Source organism: uncultured Arcticibacterium sp. (genome assembly GCF_964021845.1).
Taxonomy (GTDB): domain Bacteria; phylum Bacteroidota; class Bacteroidia; order Cytophagales; family Spirosomataceae; genus Arcticibacterium.
The window spans coordinates 412677-432426 of record NZ_CAXHZC010000003.1 but is presented as its reverse complement, the minus strand read 5'-3'; the positions used below and the strand labels follow the sequence as shown (position 1 = coordinate 432426).

At 37.6% G+C, this 19750-nt stretch carries 16 protein-coding genes; 9 read left to right on the top strand and 7 right to left on the bottom strand.

Annotation, left to right across the window (positions count from 1 at the left end; genetic code table 11):
* Positions 1-4 precede the first annotated feature (4 nt).
* The 3 genes from AADJ06_RS11395 to AADJ06_RS11385 all read right to left on the bottom strand — a co-directional run bounded on the left by AADJ06_RS11395 (position 5) and on the right by AADJ06_RS11385 (position 2506).
* Complete coding sequence (locus AADJ06_RS11395; RefSeq protein ID WP_341226574.1) at positions 5-562, bottom strand: DUF4136 domain-containing protein; 558 nt, start codon at positions 560-562, stop codon at positions 5-7.
* 115 nt (positions 563-677) lie between these two features.
* Positions 678-1706 carry a 3-dehydroquinate synthase gene (gene aroB, locus AADJ06_RS11390; protein WP_341226573.1) on the bottom strand — a complete coding sequence of 343 codons (1029 nt, stop codon included), beginning with the start codon at positions 1704-1706 and terminating at the stop codon, positions 678-680.
* A 17-nt stretch (positions 1707-1723) separates the two neighbouring features.
* Positions 1724-2506 (bottom strand): 1-acyl-sn-glycerol-3-phosphate acyltransferase, encoded by a 783-nt coding sequence (locus tag AADJ06_RS11385; RefSeq protein ID WP_341226572.1) that lies wholly within the window; start codon positions 2504-2506, stop codon positions 1724-1726.
* Positions 2507-2640: 134 nt separating this feature from the next.
* Here AADJ06_RS11385 and AADJ06_RS11380 point away from each other — a divergent pair, with 134 nt between their 5' ends.
* Together AADJ06_RS11380 and dinB are read left to right on the top strand one after the other, a co-directional pair.
* Positions 2641-3117 carry a DinB family protein gene (locus AADJ06_RS11380; protein ID WP_341226571.1) on the top strand — a complete coding sequence of 159 codons (477 nt, stop codon included), beginning with the start codon at positions 2641-2643 and terminating at the stop codon, positions 3115-3117.
* Positions 3118-3122: 5 nt separating this feature from the next.
* Positions 3123-4205, top strand: a complete 1083-nt coding sequence (gene dinB, locus AADJ06_RS11375) for a DNA polymerase IV (protein WP_341226570.1) — start codon at positions 3123-3125, stop codon at positions 4203-4205.
* Here dinB and AADJ06_RS11370 read toward each other — a convergent pair.
* Together AADJ06_RS11370 and AADJ06_RS11365 are read right to left on the bottom strand one after the other, a co-directional pair.
* On the bottom strand, positions 4195-5532 hold the full coding sequence (locus AADJ06_RS11370) for a Gfo/Idh/MocA family oxidoreductase (RefSeq protein WP_341226569.1): 1338 nt from the start codon (positions 5530-5532) through the stop codon (positions 4195-4197). The two genes, dinB and AADJ06_RS11370, sit on opposite strands and share 11 nt — an antisense overlap.
* Before the next feature lie 22 nt (positions 5533-5554).
* Positions 5555-6922: a DUF1080 domain-containing protein gene (locus AADJ06_RS11365; protein ID WP_341226568.1), complete on the bottom strand. Its 1368-nt coding sequence runs from the start codon at positions 6920-6922 to the stop codon at positions 5555-5557.
* Between the two features lie 104 nt (positions 6923-7026).
* On the opposite strand from AADJ06_RS11365, the gene AADJ06_RS11360 reads away from it, so the two are divergent.
* The 5 genes from AADJ06_RS11360 (at position 7027) to AADJ06_RS11340 (ending at position 16694) form a co-directional block, all read left to right on the top strand.
* A complete protein-coding gene (locus AADJ06_RS11360; protein WP_341226567.1) occupies positions 7027-7890 on the top strand; it encodes an AraC family transcriptional regulator in 864 nt (287 codons plus the stop codon).
* A gap of 263 nt (positions 7891-8153) precedes the next feature.
* A complete protein-coding gene (locus AADJ06_RS11355; RefSeq protein ID WP_341226566.1) occupies positions 8154-11279 on the top strand; it encodes a carboxypeptidase-like regulatory domain-containing protein in 3126 nt (1041 codons plus the stop codon).
* A 174-nt stretch (positions 11280-11453) separates the two neighbouring features.
* Positions 11454-13670 (top strand): NADP-dependent isocitrate dehydrogenase, encoded by a 2217-nt coding sequence (locus AADJ06_RS11350; protein ID WP_341226565.1) that lies wholly within the window; start codon positions 11454-11456, stop codon positions 13668-13670.
* A 102-nt stretch (positions 13671-13772) separates the two neighbouring features.
* Complete coding sequence (locus AADJ06_RS11345) at positions 13773-15656, top strand: T9SS type A sorting domain-containing protein (RefSeq protein WP_341226564.1); 1884 nt, start codon at positions 13773-13775, stop codon at positions 15654-15656.
* A 45-nt stretch (positions 15657-15701) separates the two neighbouring features.
* Positions 15702-16694 carry a Gfo/Idh/MocA family oxidoreductase gene (locus tag AADJ06_RS11340; RefSeq protein WP_341226563.1) on the top strand — a complete coding sequence of 331 codons (993 nt, stop codon included), beginning with the start codon at positions 15702-15704 and terminating at the stop codon, positions 16692-16694.
* Here AADJ06_RS11340 and AADJ06_RS11335 read toward each other — a convergent pair.
* Both AADJ06_RS11335 and AADJ06_RS11330 read right to left on the bottom strand, forming a co-directional pair.
* On the bottom strand, positions 16691-17422 hold the full coding sequence (locus tag AADJ06_RS11335; RefSeq protein ID WP_341226562.1) for a polyprenol monophosphomannose synthase: 732 nt from the start codon (positions 17420-17422) through the stop codon (positions 16691-16693). The genes AADJ06_RS11340 and AADJ06_RS11335 overlap by 4 nt on opposite strands.
* 6 nt (positions 17423-17428) lie before the next feature.
* Positions 17429-17806, bottom strand: coding sequence for a DUF4296 domain-containing protein (locus AADJ06_RS11330; RefSeq protein WP_341226561.1), 378 nt, complete (start codon positions 17804-17806; stop codon positions 17429-17431).
* A gap of 169 nt (positions 17807-17975) precedes the next feature.
* On the opposite strand from AADJ06_RS11330, the gene AADJ06_RS11325 reads away from it, so the two are divergent.
* The gene (locus tag AADJ06_RS11325) at positions 17976-18836 is read left to right on the top strand and encodes a DUF58 domain-containing protein (protein ID WP_341226560.1); all 861 of its coding nucleotides are present in this window, start codon (positions 17976-17978) and stop codon (positions 18834-18836) included.
* The gene (locus tag AADJ06_RS11320) at positions 18833-19747 is read left to right on the top strand and encodes a hypothetical protein (RefSeq protein ID WP_341226559.1); all 915 of its coding nucleotides are present in this window, start codon (positions 18833-18835) and stop codon (positions 19745-19747) included. The genes AADJ06_RS11325 and AADJ06_RS11320 overlap by 4 nt, the downstream gene beginning before the upstream one ends.
* The last annotated feature ends 3 nt before the right edge of the window (positions 19748-19750 follow it).

The window sequence follows — 19750 nt, the reverse complement described above, 5'->3', positions numbered from 1 at the left end:
TGGCTTAATAAAGGCTCGTTAGCTTACGCGGTGTTTCACCTGCAGCGAAGAGCGGATATTGGTCAAAAATAGTTCTGACTACACTCCTATAATAATTTACAGGCTTTTTGATTTTCTTATTGAAAACACCTGAAGCATATCCTCTCCAAATTAGCTTGCTACTCTCTGCATCTAATAAAGAAACCAGAATCATACCGCCACCAAAATTGAAGTTTTGCGTTTTATAGGTATCATCGTAATCATACTTATTAACCCATCGGTTTAGTGTAGGCTGAAAATAGCCCTTGTACTCAACTCTTTCTTTGATAATACTATAACTCACAAGCAAACCTGGGCCTTCTTCAGTGAGCTTGTAGCCTCTAGCCCTCATCTGCCTTCTAATAGCATCTTGAATTTCAGTACAAATAAAAGAAGTGTCTACTTCACAAGCCAAAAAGTTATAGTTTTTATAGGTTGTAAAGTCTGTGTCGTAACTATAATCGTTGTCAACCATTAGCTTTAACGAGTTGCATCCAGCAAAACTAAAAGCAATTAATACAAAAAGGGGTAAGAGTTTTTTCATTCGAAATAGATTTTAAAGGTTTCAACATCTACGTACATTCTTTCAAAAAGGATGCAAGCAGCTAATAAAAATAAAGTGGAAAACCATTAAAACCAAACAATTAACTCAAAATGACCTACCCTACATAATAAAGTAAGGCACTTTTCATTTCAGCTTTATTGCAGATTATATCAAATGTACAGGAGCCTCGACCATCAAGTAAGGAAAATCTCACTTTCGCTCCTTTGTTCTTTTTATCTTGTAAGGTATGTTTCAAAATAGCAGGAATGTAATCAGGCTTCAGCTTCACTTTACCATACACACTAAAAATAAATTCCTCAATCTCTTCAAATAACTTTTGATCTATCATGCCTCTTTCTAGCGAAAGGAAAGCTTCGCAAATCATACCTACCGCTATGGCCTCGCCATGAAGCAATCTATGTTTTGGCCCTTTTTCTAGAAAGTAAGTTTCTACGGCATGGCCTAGCGTATGTCCAAAGTTTAAAATCTTACGAAGGCCCTTTTCGGTTGGGTCTGCGGCAACCACTTTCTTTTTTATCTCAATAGAATGGGCTATAAGGTCATCAAATTTTTGCTCATCAAAATCTAAACTGCTTATCTCTTCCCACTTTTTAGCATCCTGAATTAGACAATGTTTCGTGATTTCTGCAAAGCCTGATCTCAACTCTTCAAATGGCAAAGTCTTCAAGAAAACGGAGTCTATCAGTACGGTTTGTGGTAGCTGAAAAACACCGATATGGTTTTTAAAGCCATTGAAATCTATTCCCAATTTACCTCCTACACTGGCATCAACCTGAGCCAGAAGCGTGGTTGGAATTTGGATAAAATCTATTCCTCTTTTATAAGTGGCAGCACAGAAACCACCCATGTCACCTATAACACCACCGCCTAGATCTATCATTAAAGCGTGCCTGTCCATGTTTGCATCAGTCATAGTTTGCCAAATTTCTTGGCAAGTCGCTAAGGTCTTATGAGCTTCTCCGGGTTTTATTTTGACCAAAATATGACTTGGTAAAAAATCTTTCACTAAAGGATAGCAATGCTTGTTAGTGTTTTTATCTACCAAGACTATTACTTGTGAGTAGTCTTTGTCCGCCAAATAAGTTGGTAATGTTTCTGCTATAGGTCCTATTTTTACTGACATGAGTATTAAGTTTTTTGCTAGAATAATCGAGTAAGGCCGAAAATCAAAAGAAGTAAATAAAGAGGGTAAGTAAGGTACATAACACCAAACCAGATGGAATCTGAGAAAATTGTTTTACCGAATTTCTTTTTGACAAATGCGTCAATAGCCAAGTATAATGGAAAGTTAATTAGCCAGCCAAAATAGTGCAGAACGTTTCTCCAAAAACCAACTGGCTTAAAGTCGAAAGAGAAAAGAGGCTTCATTTTTTCTGCTAAAGTAGCTGTAAAGTCTTTTGAAAAACTAATCTCTTCTGAAAGGTCAAAAGACTCTTTCTGTAGCGGTTTGCCAAAGTTCAGATTGATTCTTTTCCCAAATTTTTTGAAGGAATCATAAGTAAGCACTACTGGCACCACCTGTACATCCGTGCCTTCATTCCAGGCCCTAAAAGCCATAGCGGCAGTACCCCTTTTCTTAAGAGGTAAAAGCGACGTTTGATTTTTACAAATCCCTTCTGGATATATCAAAACCTGTTTATTTTGTTTAAAAAGCTCGTTGCAGTGGTCAAAAGTCTTAGCGTTTTTTGCCATGTTACTTCTACCTTCCGTAATTCGCCAAACAGGTAGCATGTGAATACAGCTTAGGATTTTGGCTACTATAGGTTTCTTAAAAGCATCGCCTCTGGCCAAAGCATACACGTATCTTTTAAAAACCAAGTGTAATATGATGGCATCATAAAAGGAGTTTGCGTGAGTTGAGGCAAAAAGTATAGGCTTGCTTCTATCAATGTTTTCTAGGCCAGTAATATCTAGCCTTTTCATAAAAAATATGTTAACAAGATACGCCTCAAAGCGTAGAAAGAAATATATAAAAGGAATCAAAATTTCGAATGTTTTGTATTTACCTGTCTTAGAAAATCTAAATCTATAAATTTGATTCAAAATTAACGATTTGAATGATAGAAGTAGCCCAAAACCTGAAGGATGTTATCAATAAAATGGTGCCCATTCTCAAAGAAATAGATGATAAATATGCATCAAAGAGACCTGCCGAAGGTAAATGGAGCCCAAAGGAAGTTATTGGGCATTTGATAGACTCTGCGAATAACAATCAAATGAAGTTTGTAAAGGCCATGGAGTTTAAAAATATTGATGTGGCAGGCTACCATCAGAACGAGTGGGTGGATGTTCAGAAATACGAAAATTATGATTGGCATCAATTAATAGATTTCTGGGCAATGTTTAATCATCACATGGCTCATATCATTGAAAATGTTCCTAGGGAGGCTTTATCAAACGAGATAAAAGTAGAAGGTGTGGGACCATTCACCCTTGAATTTATCATGAAAGACTATGTGGAGCATTTGAAGCACCACATGAATCAAATATTGCCAGACTTGGGTTTAGACTCTGCCTTTAATATGGTTTATTAACACTAATGAAAACACCCCTCCGTAAAATTATTCACATAGACATGGACGCCTTTTTTGCATCTGTGGAGCAGCGTGATAATCCGGAGCTGAAAGGGAAACCTGTGGCGGTAGGAGGAAGTGCAGAAAGAGGTGTGGTGGCAGCGGCTAGCTATGAGGCCAGAAAGTTTGGCGTACGCTCGGCTATGCCCTCTAAAACAGCTAAAAGGCTTTGCCCAAACCTCATTTTTGTGAAACCAAGATTTGAGCAATACAAAGAGGTCTCTAATCAAATCAGAGAAATTTTTCAGGAATATACGGAGCTTATAGAGCCGCTATCTTTAGATGAGGCTTATCTCGATGTAACGGAGAATCATAAAAACATTTCGCTCGCCACAGAAATTGCGAAGCAAATCAGAGAAAAAATAAAGGCCAAAACTTCTTTGACCGCCTCGGCGGGAATCTCTTTTAATAAGTTTTTGGCCAAAACAGCCTCTGATGTCAATAAGCCAGATGGCATGTTTGTGATAAAACCACATCAGGCAGAAGCATATGTGGAAACACTTCCAATAAAGCGTTTTTACGGCATCGGAAAGGTGACAGAAGAGAAAATGATTAAGATGGGAATAGCCACGGGCAAAGACCTTAAAAGTAAGAGTCTTGAGTTTTTGGTCAATAACTTTGGCAAAGCTGGCAGGTACTATTTTGATATTTGCCGTGGAAAAGATAATAGAAAAGTAAACCCAGATAGAATTAGGAAGTCGATAGGTGTAGAAAACACTTTCAGCAATGACCTGAACTCGCCAGATGAGCTTTATGTAGAGTTAGATATTATTTTGGCTCAGCTCTGGAAAAGAATAAAAAAAGCAAGGGCATTTGGCAAGACGCTCTCGATAAAGATAAAATATGATGACTTTGAGATTATTACCCGAAGTCGCACTTCCCAACTTTTAATTATGGAAGAGCAGTTTATCTCTAAACAAGCTTACGAAATGCTAAATGCCCTTTTGCCTTCACCTAAAGGTATAAGACTTATGGGTTTGACGGTTTCTAATCTGGAATTTGAAACAGATTTAGAAGGCCGTCAAATACCCTTGGTTTTTAGTATTTAAAAGGAACTCCTCCTGCTAATACCTCCTGCGACTTCTCATCAAACGTAACTTTTAAGCCCGTTCTATAAGCCGCATTAGACATCATAGTAGCAATAGAATGCTGATATCCAGCTTCTATTGGTGCATTAGGTGTTTTTCTACTTCTCACACATTCCATCCAGTTTTTAACATGATTAAGCGTAAGGTTGTCTCCACCCGTATTTGCAGAAGTTTCTACTCTTTGACCCTTAATTTTAGAAGGTGTCAATAAGTTTGGCTTCATATCCATAGCAGAGGCATACCTTTCAGTTAATCCACCTTCAGGAGAAATCTCGTTGGTATCAAGATTAATCATTCCACCATTAGAATAGTAAAGTTCTTTGGTTCCTCCAGCAGAGTTAGAAAAACGACTTGTAAACTGTACTTGGAAACCTTTTGACATATCATCCAAAGGACCATAATCAAAAACTACCGTTAAAGTATCAGCATTACTTCTACCGTCTTGCCATTGGTAAATTCCTCCGTTAGCTACTACACTTCTTGGGTGAGCTAGGCCACTAAACCAGTGAACTGTGTCAATCTGGTGAGACATCCACTGTCCAGGAATTCCAGAAGAATATGGCCAGAAAAGTCTGTACTCTAAATATTTACGAGGGTCAAATTCCTCATAAGGTCTATTCATCAAAAATCGCTTCCAATCTACATCAGACTCCTTCAGGTTTGCTACCAAATCAGGTCTTCTCCATCTGCCTGGCTGATTTACATTCCACATAAGTTCCACCATCTTGATGTCGCCAAACTTACCAGATTTGATATAATCTGCTGCTGCATGGTAGTTAGAGCCACTTCTTCTTTGAGAACCTATCTGAACTATCTTTCCAGAATCCTTAACCGCCTTTAAAACCGCACGGTTATCTTCCATGGTTTCTGCCAATGGCTTTTCTGCATAAACATCACACCCTGCCTGAACGGCTTCTATAGTATGCAATGCATGCTGAAAATCAGCCGTACTTATCATCACAGCGTCTACGCTGTTTGATGCATATAGCTCATCATTATTATTGAAAGCGGTTACTTTACTGCCAAGCTGCTTTTGCAAATAAGCCTGGCCTTCGGCTCTTCTTTTGTTCCAAATATCTGAAACGGCTACCATTTCAAAGTTCATCTCTTTTTGTAGAGCTTTGAAAGAAGCTACATGAGAAGAACGGTGACGGTCAGAAAAACCAACACAGCCAACTCTTACACGGTCGTTAGAGCCAATTATTTTAGCATAACTGCTGGCTGAGATGCTTGTGGCCATTCCTGCCAAAACAGATTTCTTTATAAATTCTCTTCTATTTGTATTCATAGGGTGTTTTATTAAATAAGAATTACAGTTTTCTAATTTTAAGATTTTTAAACCTTACCTCATCACCATGGTCTTGAAGCAAGATTGGACCTTCATCTGCTGTACCAAAGTTTTCATACTTAGCATATTTACTTCTAGCTACTAAAGCCTTGAAAATATTGCTTTTTCTTTCGTACTCTACCACTTTATAGCCGTTTAACCAATGCTGAACAGTGTTATCTGGCATTACCACCAAACGCCCTTGGTTCCACTCACCAATTTTTCTTTGAAAACGCTTGCTCACTTTAGTAGACGGAATCAAATCATATAAAGAGGCCAATGTTCTATTACCCACTACGCCCATTTTAGCATCTGGATGAAGTACATCATCTAATACTTGAAACTCAAGACCAATTCCAGACTTTCCGCCTGCATCAAAATCTTCATTCACAAAATATTTCACCCCGGAGTTTGCACCAGGTGTCAATTTAAAATCAAATACTAATTCAAAAGCACCATAGTTTTCTGTAGTGACAATATCATTCCCTGTTTCAGAACCATCAGACTTACTAATCATGATGTTACCATCATCAACAGACCATCTTTTACCAGTCATGTCTTTTCTGTTAACACCTCTCCAGCCGTCAAAGCTTTTTCCATCAAAAAGTAATTTATAGCCTTGATTTACTTCTTGTGCCGAAAGATTATTGTCAATCAAGTTTACTACAGGAACTTCATCATAAGGACTAGGAACTAGATTCTCTGTCTTTATTCTGATGTTACGCCATTTTATTTGCTTTCCTGCCCTGTCGCTTGAGCCAATACCATGCACCTGAAGGGCAATAAAGCCAGCGGCTGTTTCTTGATCTATAAGATGAGAAACCGGCACACCATTTACCCAAGTTCTTAATACAGAACCAATAGCCTCTATTCTATATGTATTCCAATCATTATGTTTGAAAGCCTTCTTTGCTGGCTCATTCATGTTTGGAATATAAAGCCAGCCTCTTCTAGCTTCGTCATAAATTCCACCAGACCATGCTCTATCAGATGGGTCTACCTCCATTTGATAACCATGTACTCTTCCATTATTGTAATCTGGAGAAGACAAGCTTCTAAACTGAACACCAGAATTCATTTCTTCCGCTACTTTTAAGTCTACTTCAAAAATGAAATCGCCGTATTCTTTATTGGTACATAAAAAAGAGTTTGGCGTGTTCGCCACAGTTGTTCCTACTATTTCACCATTTTCTACAGTGTATTTGGCTTCACCATTTTTTTGATTCCAACCGTCTAAGTTTTTTCCGTTGAATAGGGTTATCCAACCATCTTTTGATGCTTTTTGGGCCAAAGAACTAAAACTAAGGCAACTCAAAAGCACGTAAATCATGCTTGTACTAAATGCTTTCATTGAACTATTATTTGATTTAATATGATATTATGTAACAAAAGTAAGGGAAATCTAATACTATTATTACTATTTAGTAGTATTTTTGGACAAAATATACTTAAAAAGTGAAGCCGCAATTATTAAAAATATCAACTCCCTCTGACTATTCTTTCAATATTTTTGATCAAGAAGCCTCCTATTTCCCTACTCCATGGCATTATCACCCAGAAGTAGAAATAGTGTTTATGCAAAAAAGCGTTGGTGAAAAATACATTGGTAGCAGCATATCAGATTTTGAACCTGGTGATTTGGCCATGATTGGCTCTTACTTACCACACTATTATAAAAACTCACCTGAGTATTATAAAGAGGACTCTGGGCTACGAGCAAAGTCTTTGGTTATTCACTTCAATGAAGACTTTCTTGGTACTTCATTTTTAGAAGCACCAGAAAACCTTCACTTAAAACAGCTATTAGATAACTGTAAAAGAGGAGTACAATTTGGAAAACACTTTGCAGAAGAATTAGAAGATGAATTATTAGGCCTTTCTGAAAAAGAAAACATGGACAGGCTCATTGCTCTACTTTCTATTTTAAATAAAATGAGCAGAACCAAAGACTTTAAGTTTTTGACCTCTGACCCCATTTATTTAAACAACCATGTAGACTCCGATAGAATAAAAAAGGTCTTTGAATATGTCATGCAAAACTTCAAGCAAGACATCAAGCTTCATGAAATTGCGGGATTAGCTAGCATGAGCGAATCAGCTTTTAGCAGATATTTTAAAAAACGAACCCGCAAAACCTTCAGTACCTTTTTAACCGAAATAAGAATTGAGCACGCCTGTAAACTACTTCAAAAAGATAAACACAGCGTTTCGGAGGTTTCTTTTGAAAGTGGCTTTAATAATCTTTCCAATTTCAATAGACAATTTAAGAGTGTCAAAAACACAACTCCGCTAAACTATCGTTCTCGTTTTCTATCTTAAGGCAACCCCTAGTAAATCACTTATAATCTGCTTGATACAAAGTAGAGACTCTCTCATTTCTTTTAACTCAGACGTATTATTCAATAGCAGATTATAGCCAAACTTTAGATGGCTATAGCTTATAATTCCCCAATAATCTCCTCAAACTGCCCGTTGAATAAAAAATATCATAATTTTTAGTTTGAATTGAATAATAATACTATTTGATTTGTAGTATTCTAGCCAGCAAAAAATTACTTTATCAATAAATTAAAAACTGAAATATGTCTAAACTTATCCTTCAAAAGTTTATGCCAATAGCTTTTATGCTATTTCTGGCAGCTTTTACTACAAATGCCCAAAGTACCATTACGGGTATCATCACCGACGCCGAGACAAAAGAGCCACTTATAGGAGTGAGTGTTCAGGTTAAAGGAAAAATCATTGGAACCATTACAGATATCAAAGGGGAGTTTGAGCTTAATACCTCTACCCCTACTCCATTTGAGATTGTAGTGAGTTACCTTGGTTTCCAAACACAGGAAATACAAATCACAAGTGATAACACTAAGCTCCAGATTTCTCTTGATGAGCAATCACTACTAGGCCAAGAGGTAGTGGTAGCCGCCTCAAGAGTAGAAGAAAGTGTAATGAAGTCGCCAGTGACCGTAGAAAAAATGGACATAAGAGCCATTCAGCAAAATGCTTCCGCTAGTTTTTATGAAGGCTTAGCCAACATGAAAGGAATTGACATGACCACACAAGGTCTTCTTTTCAAATCTATCAACATGAGAGGTTTTGGAGCTACAGGTAATCCAAGAACTGTTCAGATGATTGACGGAATGGATAATTCTGCTCCAGGACTTAACTTCCCTATGGATAATATCATTGGTATTCCTGAACTTGACTTAGAAAGTGTTGAGGTGCTACCAGGTGCGGCATCTGCTTTATATGGCCCAAATGCCATCAATGGTCTTATTCTAATGAATTCAAAAAGTCCTTTCTTATACCAAGGCCTAAGTGCAAATGTGAAAACAGGGCTAATGGTAGCAGACAACAGAGACAAAAAAACAACGCCTTTTTATGATGCTTCTATAAGATACGCCAAGGCCTTCAATAACAAACTAGCATTTAAAGTGAACTTATCTTACCTATCAGCAGACGACTGGCAAGCTACAGACTATACAAACTTAAATGCAGCCTCAGGCAACCCGTATGAAACTGATGCAATAAATATTTATGGCGATGAGGTTCAAGCAAATATGACGACCGTTGCAAATGGTCTTTTAGCTAGCCCTGCTGTACCTGACGCCTTGAAAGGTCAATTACAAGGTGCCCTAGATGCTGGCTTAGTTCCAAATGCCAATGTAAGTAGAACAGGCTTTATTGAAAGAGACCTAGTAGACTATAACACCCATAGTTTTAAATTTAACGGAGCTCTTCACTACAGAATAAATGATAAAATTGAAGCAATTGGTCAAGTAAATACTGGCTCAGGAACTACTGTTTATACAGGAACTGGAAGATATTCTCTTAGAAATTTTAAGTTGTCTCAATATAAACTAGAGTTAAAAGGAGACAACTTTACCCTGCGTGGATATACTACACAAGAACGTTCTGGTGATTCTTACTTTGCGGGACTTGCAGCAGTTGGAATGTTAAATGAGGTAAGCCCTCATGCAAACTGGTTTGGTGAGTATCTTCAGGGTTTTCTTACAGGCAAGCTAGGCGGAGGCTCTGATGCGGTATCTCATGCTGCTGGTAGGGCTTATGCAGATAGAAATTTGCCAGTTTCTGGGTCAAGTGAATATAATGCTCTTTATGACAAATATAGAACTACGGCTATTGTAGATGGCGGCGGTGGCTTTACAGAGAAAACCAACATGTTCCATGCTGATGGTGTTTATAACTTTAAAAATGAAATATCTTTTGTAGACCTTCTTGTTGGGGGTAATGTTCGTCAGTATCAACTAAGATCGAACGGGACATTATTTGCCGATACTAAAGATGGGAGAACCGGTAGTATACCGATTAATGAGTGGGGAGCATTTGCTCAAGTAGCAAAAAGTGTGTTTAACGACCACTTAAAACTTACTGCTTCTATGCGATATGATAAAAATGAAAACTTTGAAGGTCAGTTTAGCCCTAGGTTCTCTGCAGTAACTTCTTTTGGAAATTCTAACATTCGCCTTTCTGTGCAGCAAGGTTTTAGAATCCCTACTACGCAAAATCAGTATATTGACTTAGCTACTCCATCAGGAACTTTGATAGGTGGTTTGCCAGAATTTAATGACAGATATAACTTAGGTAATGGAGTTTCTTTAGTAACCCTTACCGCATTAGCTACAGGTCAGTTCCAATTTTCAGACGCACAGTTAGCATCTATTACTGAGAAAGCGACTAACTACGGTATTGCGGCTGTCACTCCTAGCATTCCTTTAATCCAACAAGGTGTTATAGCCGCCGTACAGGAGCAAGTAACTGCTGGCGTAACTGCTCAAGTTCAAGCTGCTGTTCAAGCCGGTCAAATAGCCCCTGAAGATGCTCAAGCAGCAATCATTGCAGGTGTAACGGCTCAAATGAATAGTCCAGAAATTGCAGCAACTATTGCAGGTGGTGTTGAAGCTGTAGTTACGGAAAAAGTTACGGAGGTAGCTAATCAGGTAAGTGCTGCTTACGCTGCAGAAGCTCTTCCAAAATACCAATACAAACAACTTCAACCTGAAAAAATTGTTTCTTACGAAATCGGTTATAAAGGTATAATAGGCAAAAAACTACTGGTTGACGCTTACTACTATTACAGTAAGTACACGAATTTCATAGGAACAACTTCTGTAATAGTTCCAATATCAGCTGCTGGCCCGGGTCTTCCTATTGAGTCTGGTGTGGCTAGTGCAAGTACAAGGCTAGCATACTCTAGACCAGCTAATACTTCTCAAGAAATCACCGTTCAAGGTTGGGCCGCACAGTTAGATTATTCATTACCAAACAGGTTCACTATTGGTGGTAACATTGCGTTTAATCAGCTTCAAGGTTTCACTCCTTCTGATGAATTACAATCCTCAGGTTTTAACACTCCAGCATATCGTTATAACTTAAGTTTTGGGAGAAGAATAGCTCCAGGAAATGACTTTGGATTCAATATCAATTTTAGACATCAGGATGAGTTTACTTGGGAGTCAAGCTTTGGTGTACCTACTAACTCTAGCTTAGCAAGATATCAAAACACGCAGGTACCTGTAGTTAATAACATAGATGCACAAGTAAGCTACAAGCTTTCTTCTATAAAGTCTATTGTTAAAATTGGCGGTTCTAACATAGGTGGCAAACCTTACATTCAAGCTTTTGGAAGCCCTTCTGTAGGCTCTATGTATTACGTTTCACTAACCTTTGATGAGCTATTAAACTAATTAAGATTTAATTGACAAAACTTAATATTAAGCATAAAGAGTTCTCGGTTTCCGAGAACTCTTTTTTTGACTAAAGTTTGCGTCAAAATTCTTATCTTTGCAGCTCTTTTCAAGAGCAAACATTGTTCTATTACATATGGCCGAAGACCATAAAAGACTTAAAACTAACAATTCATGTCAAAAATCATTTATACCATAACCGACGAAGCACCTGCTTTAGCGACCTACTCTTTACTTCCAATTATAAAAGCTTTTACTTCTAAGGCTGGTGTAGCTGTAGAAACTAGAGACATTTCGTTGGCTGCTAGAATTTTATCTGCTTTTCCTGAGTACTTAAAAGAAGACCAAAGACAAAGCGATGATCTAGCTGAATTGGGAGAATTAGCAAAATCGCCAGAAGCTAATATTATCAAATTGCCAAATGTTTCGGCTTCAGTTCCTCAACTAGAAGCGGCAATAAAAGAATTACAGTCTCAGGGATATGCCCTACCAGATTATCCTGAAGAGCCAAAAACAGACGAAGAAAAAGCTGTTTTAGCAAAATACAATAAACTTAAAGGAAGTGCCGTAAATCCTGTACTTCGTGAAGGTAACTCAGACAGAAGAGCTCCAAAAGCTGTTAAAACTTACGCTAAAAATAACCCTCACAGTATGGGTGCATGGTCTGCAGACTCAGCTACACACGTAGCCACAATGGGTTCAGGAGATTTCTGCTCAAACGAAAAGTCTGTAACCATTACCGCAGACACTGATGTTAAAATTGAACTGATAGCCAAAGATGGTTCTGTTACTGTTTTAAAAGACAAAGTTGCTCTTTTAGCGGGTGAAATATTAGACAGCACCGTAATGAGTAAAAAAGCTTTGATTAGCTTTTTAACAGAACAAATAGCTGATGCTAAAGCTAAAAATGTACTTTTCTCTCTTCATATGAAGGCTACCATGATGAAGGTTTCTGACCCTATCATTTTTGGGCACGCTGTAAAAGTTTTCTTCAAACCAGTATTTGAAAAATATGCTGATACTATTGAAAAACTTGGTGTTGATGTGAACAATGGTTTTGGCGATTTACTTAATAAAATCGCTGAACTTCCTGCGGCTGAAAAGGCGGCAATTGAGGCTGACATTCAGGCTTGCTATGAAAATGGCCCTGCTTTAGCCATGGTTAATTCTGACAAAGGAATTACTAACCTTAACGTACCTAGTGATGTTATCATTGATGCTTCTATGCCTGCTATGATAAGAACATCAGGTCAAATGTGGAATGCGGCTGGAAAACAACAAGATACCAAGGCTGTCATTCCAGATAGTAGCTATGCTGCTGTTTATCAAGAAACTATCGAGTTCTGTAAAAAGAATGGTGCTTTTGACCCAACTACCATGGGTAGCGTTTCTAATGTTGGTTTAATGGCTCAAAAAGCAGAAGAGTACGGTTCTCATGATAAAACATTTGAAATACCTACTGCTGGTACGGTAAGAATAGTAGACTCAAAAGGAACTACACTTATGGAGCACGAGGTAGAAGCCCAAGATATTTGGAGAGCTTGCCAAGTAAAAGATGCCCCTATTCAAGACTGGGTTAAATTAGCTGTTAATAGAGCGAAGGCCACAGGCGTTCCTGCTGTTTTTTGGTTAGATAAAAACAGAGCTCATGATGCAGAACTGATTAAAAAAGTAAATGATTACCTTCCTAATCATGATACTACAGGTCTTGAGATTTTAATCAAGTCTCCGAAAGATGCTACTACTTTCTCTTTAGAGAGAATCATTAAAGGTGAAGACACTATATCTGTAACAGGAAACGTCTTAAGAGATTATCTTACAGACCTTTTTCCTATTTTAGAAGTGGGTACTTCTGCTAAAATGCTTTCAATAGTTCCATTAATGAATGGTGGCGGATTGTTTGAAACTGGTGCTGGTGGATCTGCTCCGAAACACGTTCAACAGTTTGCTGAAGAAAACCACCTTAGATGGGATTCTCTTGGAGAGTTTTTAGCACTTGCGGTTTCTTTAGACCATTTAGGAGAAAAAGACAATAACCAAAAAGCTAGAATTTTAGGTGAAACTTTAGATAACGCTACAGAGAAATTACTTTTAAACAGAAAATCACCTTCTAGAAAAGTTAAAGAGTTAGACAATAGAGGAAGTCATTTCTACCTTGCCATGTACTGGGCAGAAGAATTGGCCAATCAAACGAACGACAAAGACCTTCAAGCTCTTTTCACTGATATTTCGTCAAAACTTGAGGACAATGAGTCTAATATAGTAGAAGAATTAAATACAGTTCAAGGTAAGGAAATTGACATGGGCGGGTATTACCATCCATCTGATGATAAAACATCAGCCGCAATGAGACCTAGTGCCACATTGAACGGCATAATTGCTTCTTTATAAGATAACAATATTCTCTTTATATTAGCCCTGATTGCTTAGCAGTCAGGGCTTTTTATATAGGCATGGATTTTGTGTTAAAATTAGGAAACATATTCTTGCTTAATGGTTTCTTATAAATGCTTATTGACAGCCCTTGTTCTATCAATAAGCTCTAACGTACTTTCTCAGACTTACAGCATTACATCGCAGCACTCTTTCGGTGGTGATGAAGATGATGCCGCAAACGACTTAATAAAAACTTCTGACAATGGCATCATCATGGTGGGCTCTACGCATTCTAAAAATAGTTTTGATGTAGGAGCATCTAATGGAGCCAGAGGAAATGGTGGAAGCGACTTTTGGGTAGTAAAGCTTAATCAAAGCGGAAGCCTAATATGGTCTAAAACCTTTGGCGGTTCGGAAGACGATGAAGCTACCAGCATAGCAAAAACATTAAATGGCGAATATGTAATAGTTGGCTCCACTAAATCTACAAATGGCGATGCAAACTATAACGGAACCAATGGTGGCATCTTAATGATTAGAATAAAAGAAGATGGCAGCTTAGTTTCTACACGAATAATTCCTGGAGGAAGGAGATTTACAGAAGACACCTATCACTACGCCGACACTTTTTCAAAACCTGCGGTGGCCGTCTCAAAAGACGGTTTCATATACATAGGAGGAACACATGAAATAGGCTCTTCACCATACAAAGCAAAGCAGTTTTACTTAACAAAACTAACCCCAACAGGAGACACTCTTTGGCAAAAGTTCTTTGGGAGTGATTTTGACGAGCAGTTCTCAAACCTAGAAATAGCATCAAATGGAGATATCCAGATGGTAGGTAGCACCACCTCCAACGCAACCCAAATAGCTGGTGCAGGAAACGGTAACCTAGATTTTTTTGCTGTCAGAACAGATAAAAATGGCAATGTCCTTTGGCAAAAAGCTTGGGGAGGAAATAACATTGATGCACTTCACGGACTTGTTGAAAATCATCAAAAAACAGGCTTTGTTTTAGTTGGCGAAACCAGCTCTAACCAAGGTTCAATTAATTCAAATTTTGGAAATAAAGACGCTTTCCTATTTGAGATAGACACAAACGGAAACCTTCGATGGAAAACACCTTATGGTGGAGAAAGTAACGACAACCTTTATGACATCGTTTACAGTGGCAGTAGCAATTATCTAGCACTTGGAACGAGTGACTCTAGGCTTGCAGGTGTAACATCAAAAGGCCCACTCACTGATATACTAACACTAACGATAAGCTCTTCGGGTCAAATTATAAATGCCGGACAGTACGGAGGAGAAGACTTAGACGTAGGTCGAGGAGGAATTGCCCTAAGCGAGGAGACATGGGCTATTGCCGGGATAAGCCGTAGTTCTTCTGAAGACGTATCAAAAAACAATGGCGAAAACGACTTTTGGCTGTTAATGTTGGGTGAGCCCACTCCTATTGAAATTACAGATTTTAGAGGCTTCAGAAACCTAGATAATCAAGGAGAGCTTTCATGGAGAACTAATTATGAGTTTTCTGCCAAATCAATTGTAGTAGAAAAAAGTGCGGACAACACCTCATTTATCCCGCTTCAAACCTTTTCCATTTCTGGAAATAGCAGTAGCCGAAAAAACTATAATTATTTAGACCCTCAGTTAAGATTGGGAGCAAACTATTATCGCCTTAAGTATTATGGCACAAACGGTAAAACATATTTAGGGCCTAGTTTATTAATTCAAAACACCCCATTAGCACTAGCTCCAGAAAAAACAGTTGTTTCGTTATACCCTAACCCTTCCACTCAAAAGGCAATCCTTTCCGTTTTTGATCCTCAGGCCTCTATTACTGTTTTTAATATTGCTGGTATTTCACAAAAAACAGAAAACAGCTACTCAAACGAAGAGGGTTGGAAATTAAACATTCAGAACTTAAACCCTGGGACCTACATTATTAAGGTCATCACCAAAGAGCAAAGCTTAACAAAGCGATTCATAAAAAAATAATCTCACCTTTTTCTTATAAATTAGATGTTCAAAAAAGAACATTTAATGAGCAAGACAATTCACTGGGGAATTATTGGAATAGGTAGAATAGCAGAGAAATTTGCGTCAGATTTAGCTACCGTCAAAGACACAAAACTAATAGCCGTAGCTTCACGCTCTATCGAAAGAGCAACAGATTTTGGCAGAAGATATGACGCCACATATGCCTATGGCTCTTATGAGGAAATATTTAATACACCAGAGTTAGATGCTATTTACATAGCAACACCTCACACCAGTCATGCCGAATGCACAAAACTTTGCTTAAATAAAGGCATAGCGGTTCTTTGTGAAAAGCCGTTTGCCATGAATGAGCAAGAGGTGCAAGAGATGATTGATTTGGCAAAAGAGAAAGAAACCTTCTTAATGGAAGCTCTTTGGACTCGTTTTATGCCTAGCACTAAAAAAGTCCTTGAAATTATAGCATCAAAGGCTCTGGGTGACATAAAACTGCTTCAAGCAGACTTTGGTTTTATTCCACCATTTTTGCCAGAAAGAAGGGTTTTAAATCCTGAATATGGCGGTGGTGCATTCTTAGACATTGGTCTCTATCCTGCTTTTTTATCGCTTTTAATTCTGGATTATCCTTCTACCATTTTAGCCACTTCTACTAAGGGCCCAACAGGTGTAGATGAAACTACCGCATTTTTGTATAAATATGATAGTAACGCCATTGCCAAATTGAGTTGTACTTTTGGTGCACCCACTAATACCGAAGCGACTATTTTCGGCACGGAGGGACGCATTGTCATGAAAACTAAGTTTCATGAATCAAAGGAAATAGAGTTTATTCCGAATGAAGGAGAATCACAGGTTTTCAAGTTTCCAAGGGAAACTTTGGGCTACGATTATGAGATAGAAGAAGTGAACGACTGCCTTAGAAAAAGAAAAACAGAGTCAGACTTATGGCCTCTTTCTCAGAGCTTAAAACTAATAAGGTTATTAGATAAAACCAGAAAAGAAGCAGGTATTCAGTATAAAACAGACACAACCGTTTAACGCTCGAACTTTTTAAACCAGCTCCATATTTTCATTATTACCACACCAAAGATGGCTTCCTTAAAAATGCCTGATGACATTTTTGAGGTGCCTTTGGTACGGTCTGTAAAAATAATAGGTACTTCGTGCACTTTAAACTTATAGAGGTAGGCGTTAAACTTCATTTCTATCTGAAATGCGTAACCCACAAACGTAATTTTATCTAACGGAATAGTTTCTAAAACCTTTCTGGTATAACAAACAAAACCCCCAGTAGGATCCATAAAAGGCATTCGTGTTAAAAAACGAACATATACTCCAGCAAAATAAGACATCAAAACTCGTCCTATAGGCCAGTTTACCACATTTACCCCGGAGATATATCTAGAGCCAATAGACATATCATTCCCATCTATTTTACAAGAATTATAAAGTCGAACTAAGTCATCTGGATTATGAGAAAAGTCGGCATCCATTTCAAAAACAAACTGATAGCTTCTCGCTAAAGCCCATTTAAATCCATGAATGTAGGCCGTACCTAAACCTAACTTACCTGCACGCTCTTCTAAGTGAAGTTCTTCAGAATACCTTTGTTGCAAGTTTTTTACAATATCAGCAGTTCCGTCAGGAGAGCCATCATCCACTATTAGCACATGAAAAGACACAGGTAGACTGAAAACCTTAAGTATTATGGCTTCAATGTTCTCCTTTTCATTATATGTAGGTATGATAACTAAGTTCTCTTTCATTACACTTTATTCTATCGAAATTGGTTCTGCCGTTTCTATTCCTTTAGCTTTATTTTCCATTGCCTCCAGGTTGTCTTCTACCTTCTGATAAATCTCGGTAAAAAGCTTTGGGTACTTGGCATAATACTCATAACTCTCATTATACTGTAGAGAATCCACTCCTTTCTCTTCCCAAAGCTTCTTCTGAAGGTACTGAAATGCCACATGAGACGAATCATAACTGTTTAGGTTCATCCTACCCACCTTTGACTCTAAAATATGCGTTTCGCAAATCAAATCAACCATGACCTCCTCCGAAATCAGGTTTTCTGGAGCATCCTCATTACCACAACTCATGAAAAATAATGCCAAAACTAGTACCTTGATAGTTTTCAAACCCACCATAATTATAACTAATTGATAGTCAAAATATTAAAGATTCCAAAGAATTTAAGATTTAAGCACTCCTATCTTAAAAGCGAATTTCAGATAAACCCACTAACTTTGCTCAACAAAAGTAATCAATGCCTGCATTCTTAATAATAAAGCAGATTATAAAAAAGCTTAATACCCCGTGAAAAAGATATTTTCCAGACTGGACAAATATGAAATTAGAATTAGAAAAGCCGTCAACTCGCAAATGCACGGTAATTTTAGCTCTATTTTTAAGGGAACTGGTTTGGAATTTGCCGACTTAAGAACCTATCAATATGGCGATGATGTAAGAACTATTGATTGGATTACCACCGCAAAAGGCCACGGAGCTTACGTTAAAATTTTTAAGGAAGAGAAAGAACAAACTGTCTTTTTTCTGCTTGATATGAGTGCTTCGCAACAGGTAGGCGAACACGGAAAAGCAAAAATTGACCGAGCGAAAGAGATTTGTGGCGTGATGGCACTGTCTGCCATCAAAGAGTCTAGTCACGTAGGTTTATACTGTTTCTCAGACCAAAAGGAGCTTTACCTAAAGCCTGATAACGGCATGAAACACGCCTACAACTTCATTTTGAAACTCTTTCAAGTTGTTCCAAAATCATTCAAAACAGATATTACAGAAGCCATTCGTTTTACTTTAAATATTCTTAAAAGGAAAAGCGTTATCATAATGATTTCCGATTTTCAGGATGAAGGCTACCAAGACAATCTCAAGGCACTTGCAAAAAAACATGACCTTGTGGTTTTACATTTATATGACGACAGAGAAGTGAATTTACCCCAATTGGGTTTAATTCCGATTCAAGACACAGAAAACAATACCTTGAAATGGATAAATACTTCTTCTAGAAAGTTTCAAAAAGGAATGAAACAGTCATTTAGCGACAGTAAGAATACTTTAGAAAAACTTTGTAGGCAGTATAACGCTTCGTACCTATCTATTTCGTCTACCGAAGACTTTATACCAAGGCTTGTTGAATTATTTAGAGTAAGAAAGTGATAGTAGCAAACTTAAAATACCCCCTTACTTTTTTAAGAATTTGGACTTTGATAAGTGCTTTTTCCATCACTGCTTTTGGTCAAAATCCAAGCTTAAACTTTATCTCAAAAAATGCCAATGTAGGTCAAGACATAAAGGTTTCATTAACCTATAAGCACAATGCTAAAAACGATGTCTTTTTCCCAAATAAAGCCGCCTACTTTAAGCCATTCGAATTAAAAACCTACGTTTTTTTTCCTACATATACTAAAGACTCCACAAGTGTAGATAGTGTTATTTATACCCTTAGGACATTTAATGTTGACAAAATTCAAACCCTCAAACTTCCCGTTTGGACATTTACTGAAAACGATAGTACTGCCTTCTGGTCAAACACGGACAGCCTATTCTTTCAAGAGTTAGTTTCAGACAGCTTGCTAAAAGAAAGGCTACTTGTTTCTTCTGCAGATTTCATAAAGAAGAATGATAATAGGATGCTCTCCATTGGACTACTTATCTTTTTCGGCATACTAAGCCTTCTTGCTCTTTTGGCTTTAATTTTTCAAAATCAAATCAAAAAACAAATACTTCTTTATCGGTTTCAAGAAAAGCAAAATGTTTACAATAAGAATTTTCTGAACCTAATGAAATCTGAGCTAAACCCTGAAAACCTAGAACAGGTTTTGGGCTTATGGCGAAACCAAATGAAATGGATAGAAAAAAAACCATTTGACTCCCTATCTTCCGTAGAAATTGAAAAGGTTTCTGGACAAAAAGTAGGTTTAGCTATTAGAGAAATTGAAACTAGTCTTTTTGGAGGTCAAAACTCTGAGAGAATCCCACTAGCTTTGCAAATTCTTTATTCATACAGTAAAGAACGTTTTAGAGAAAGAAGACTGGCATATAAAAACCAGCTTAAAAATTTATATTAAAAT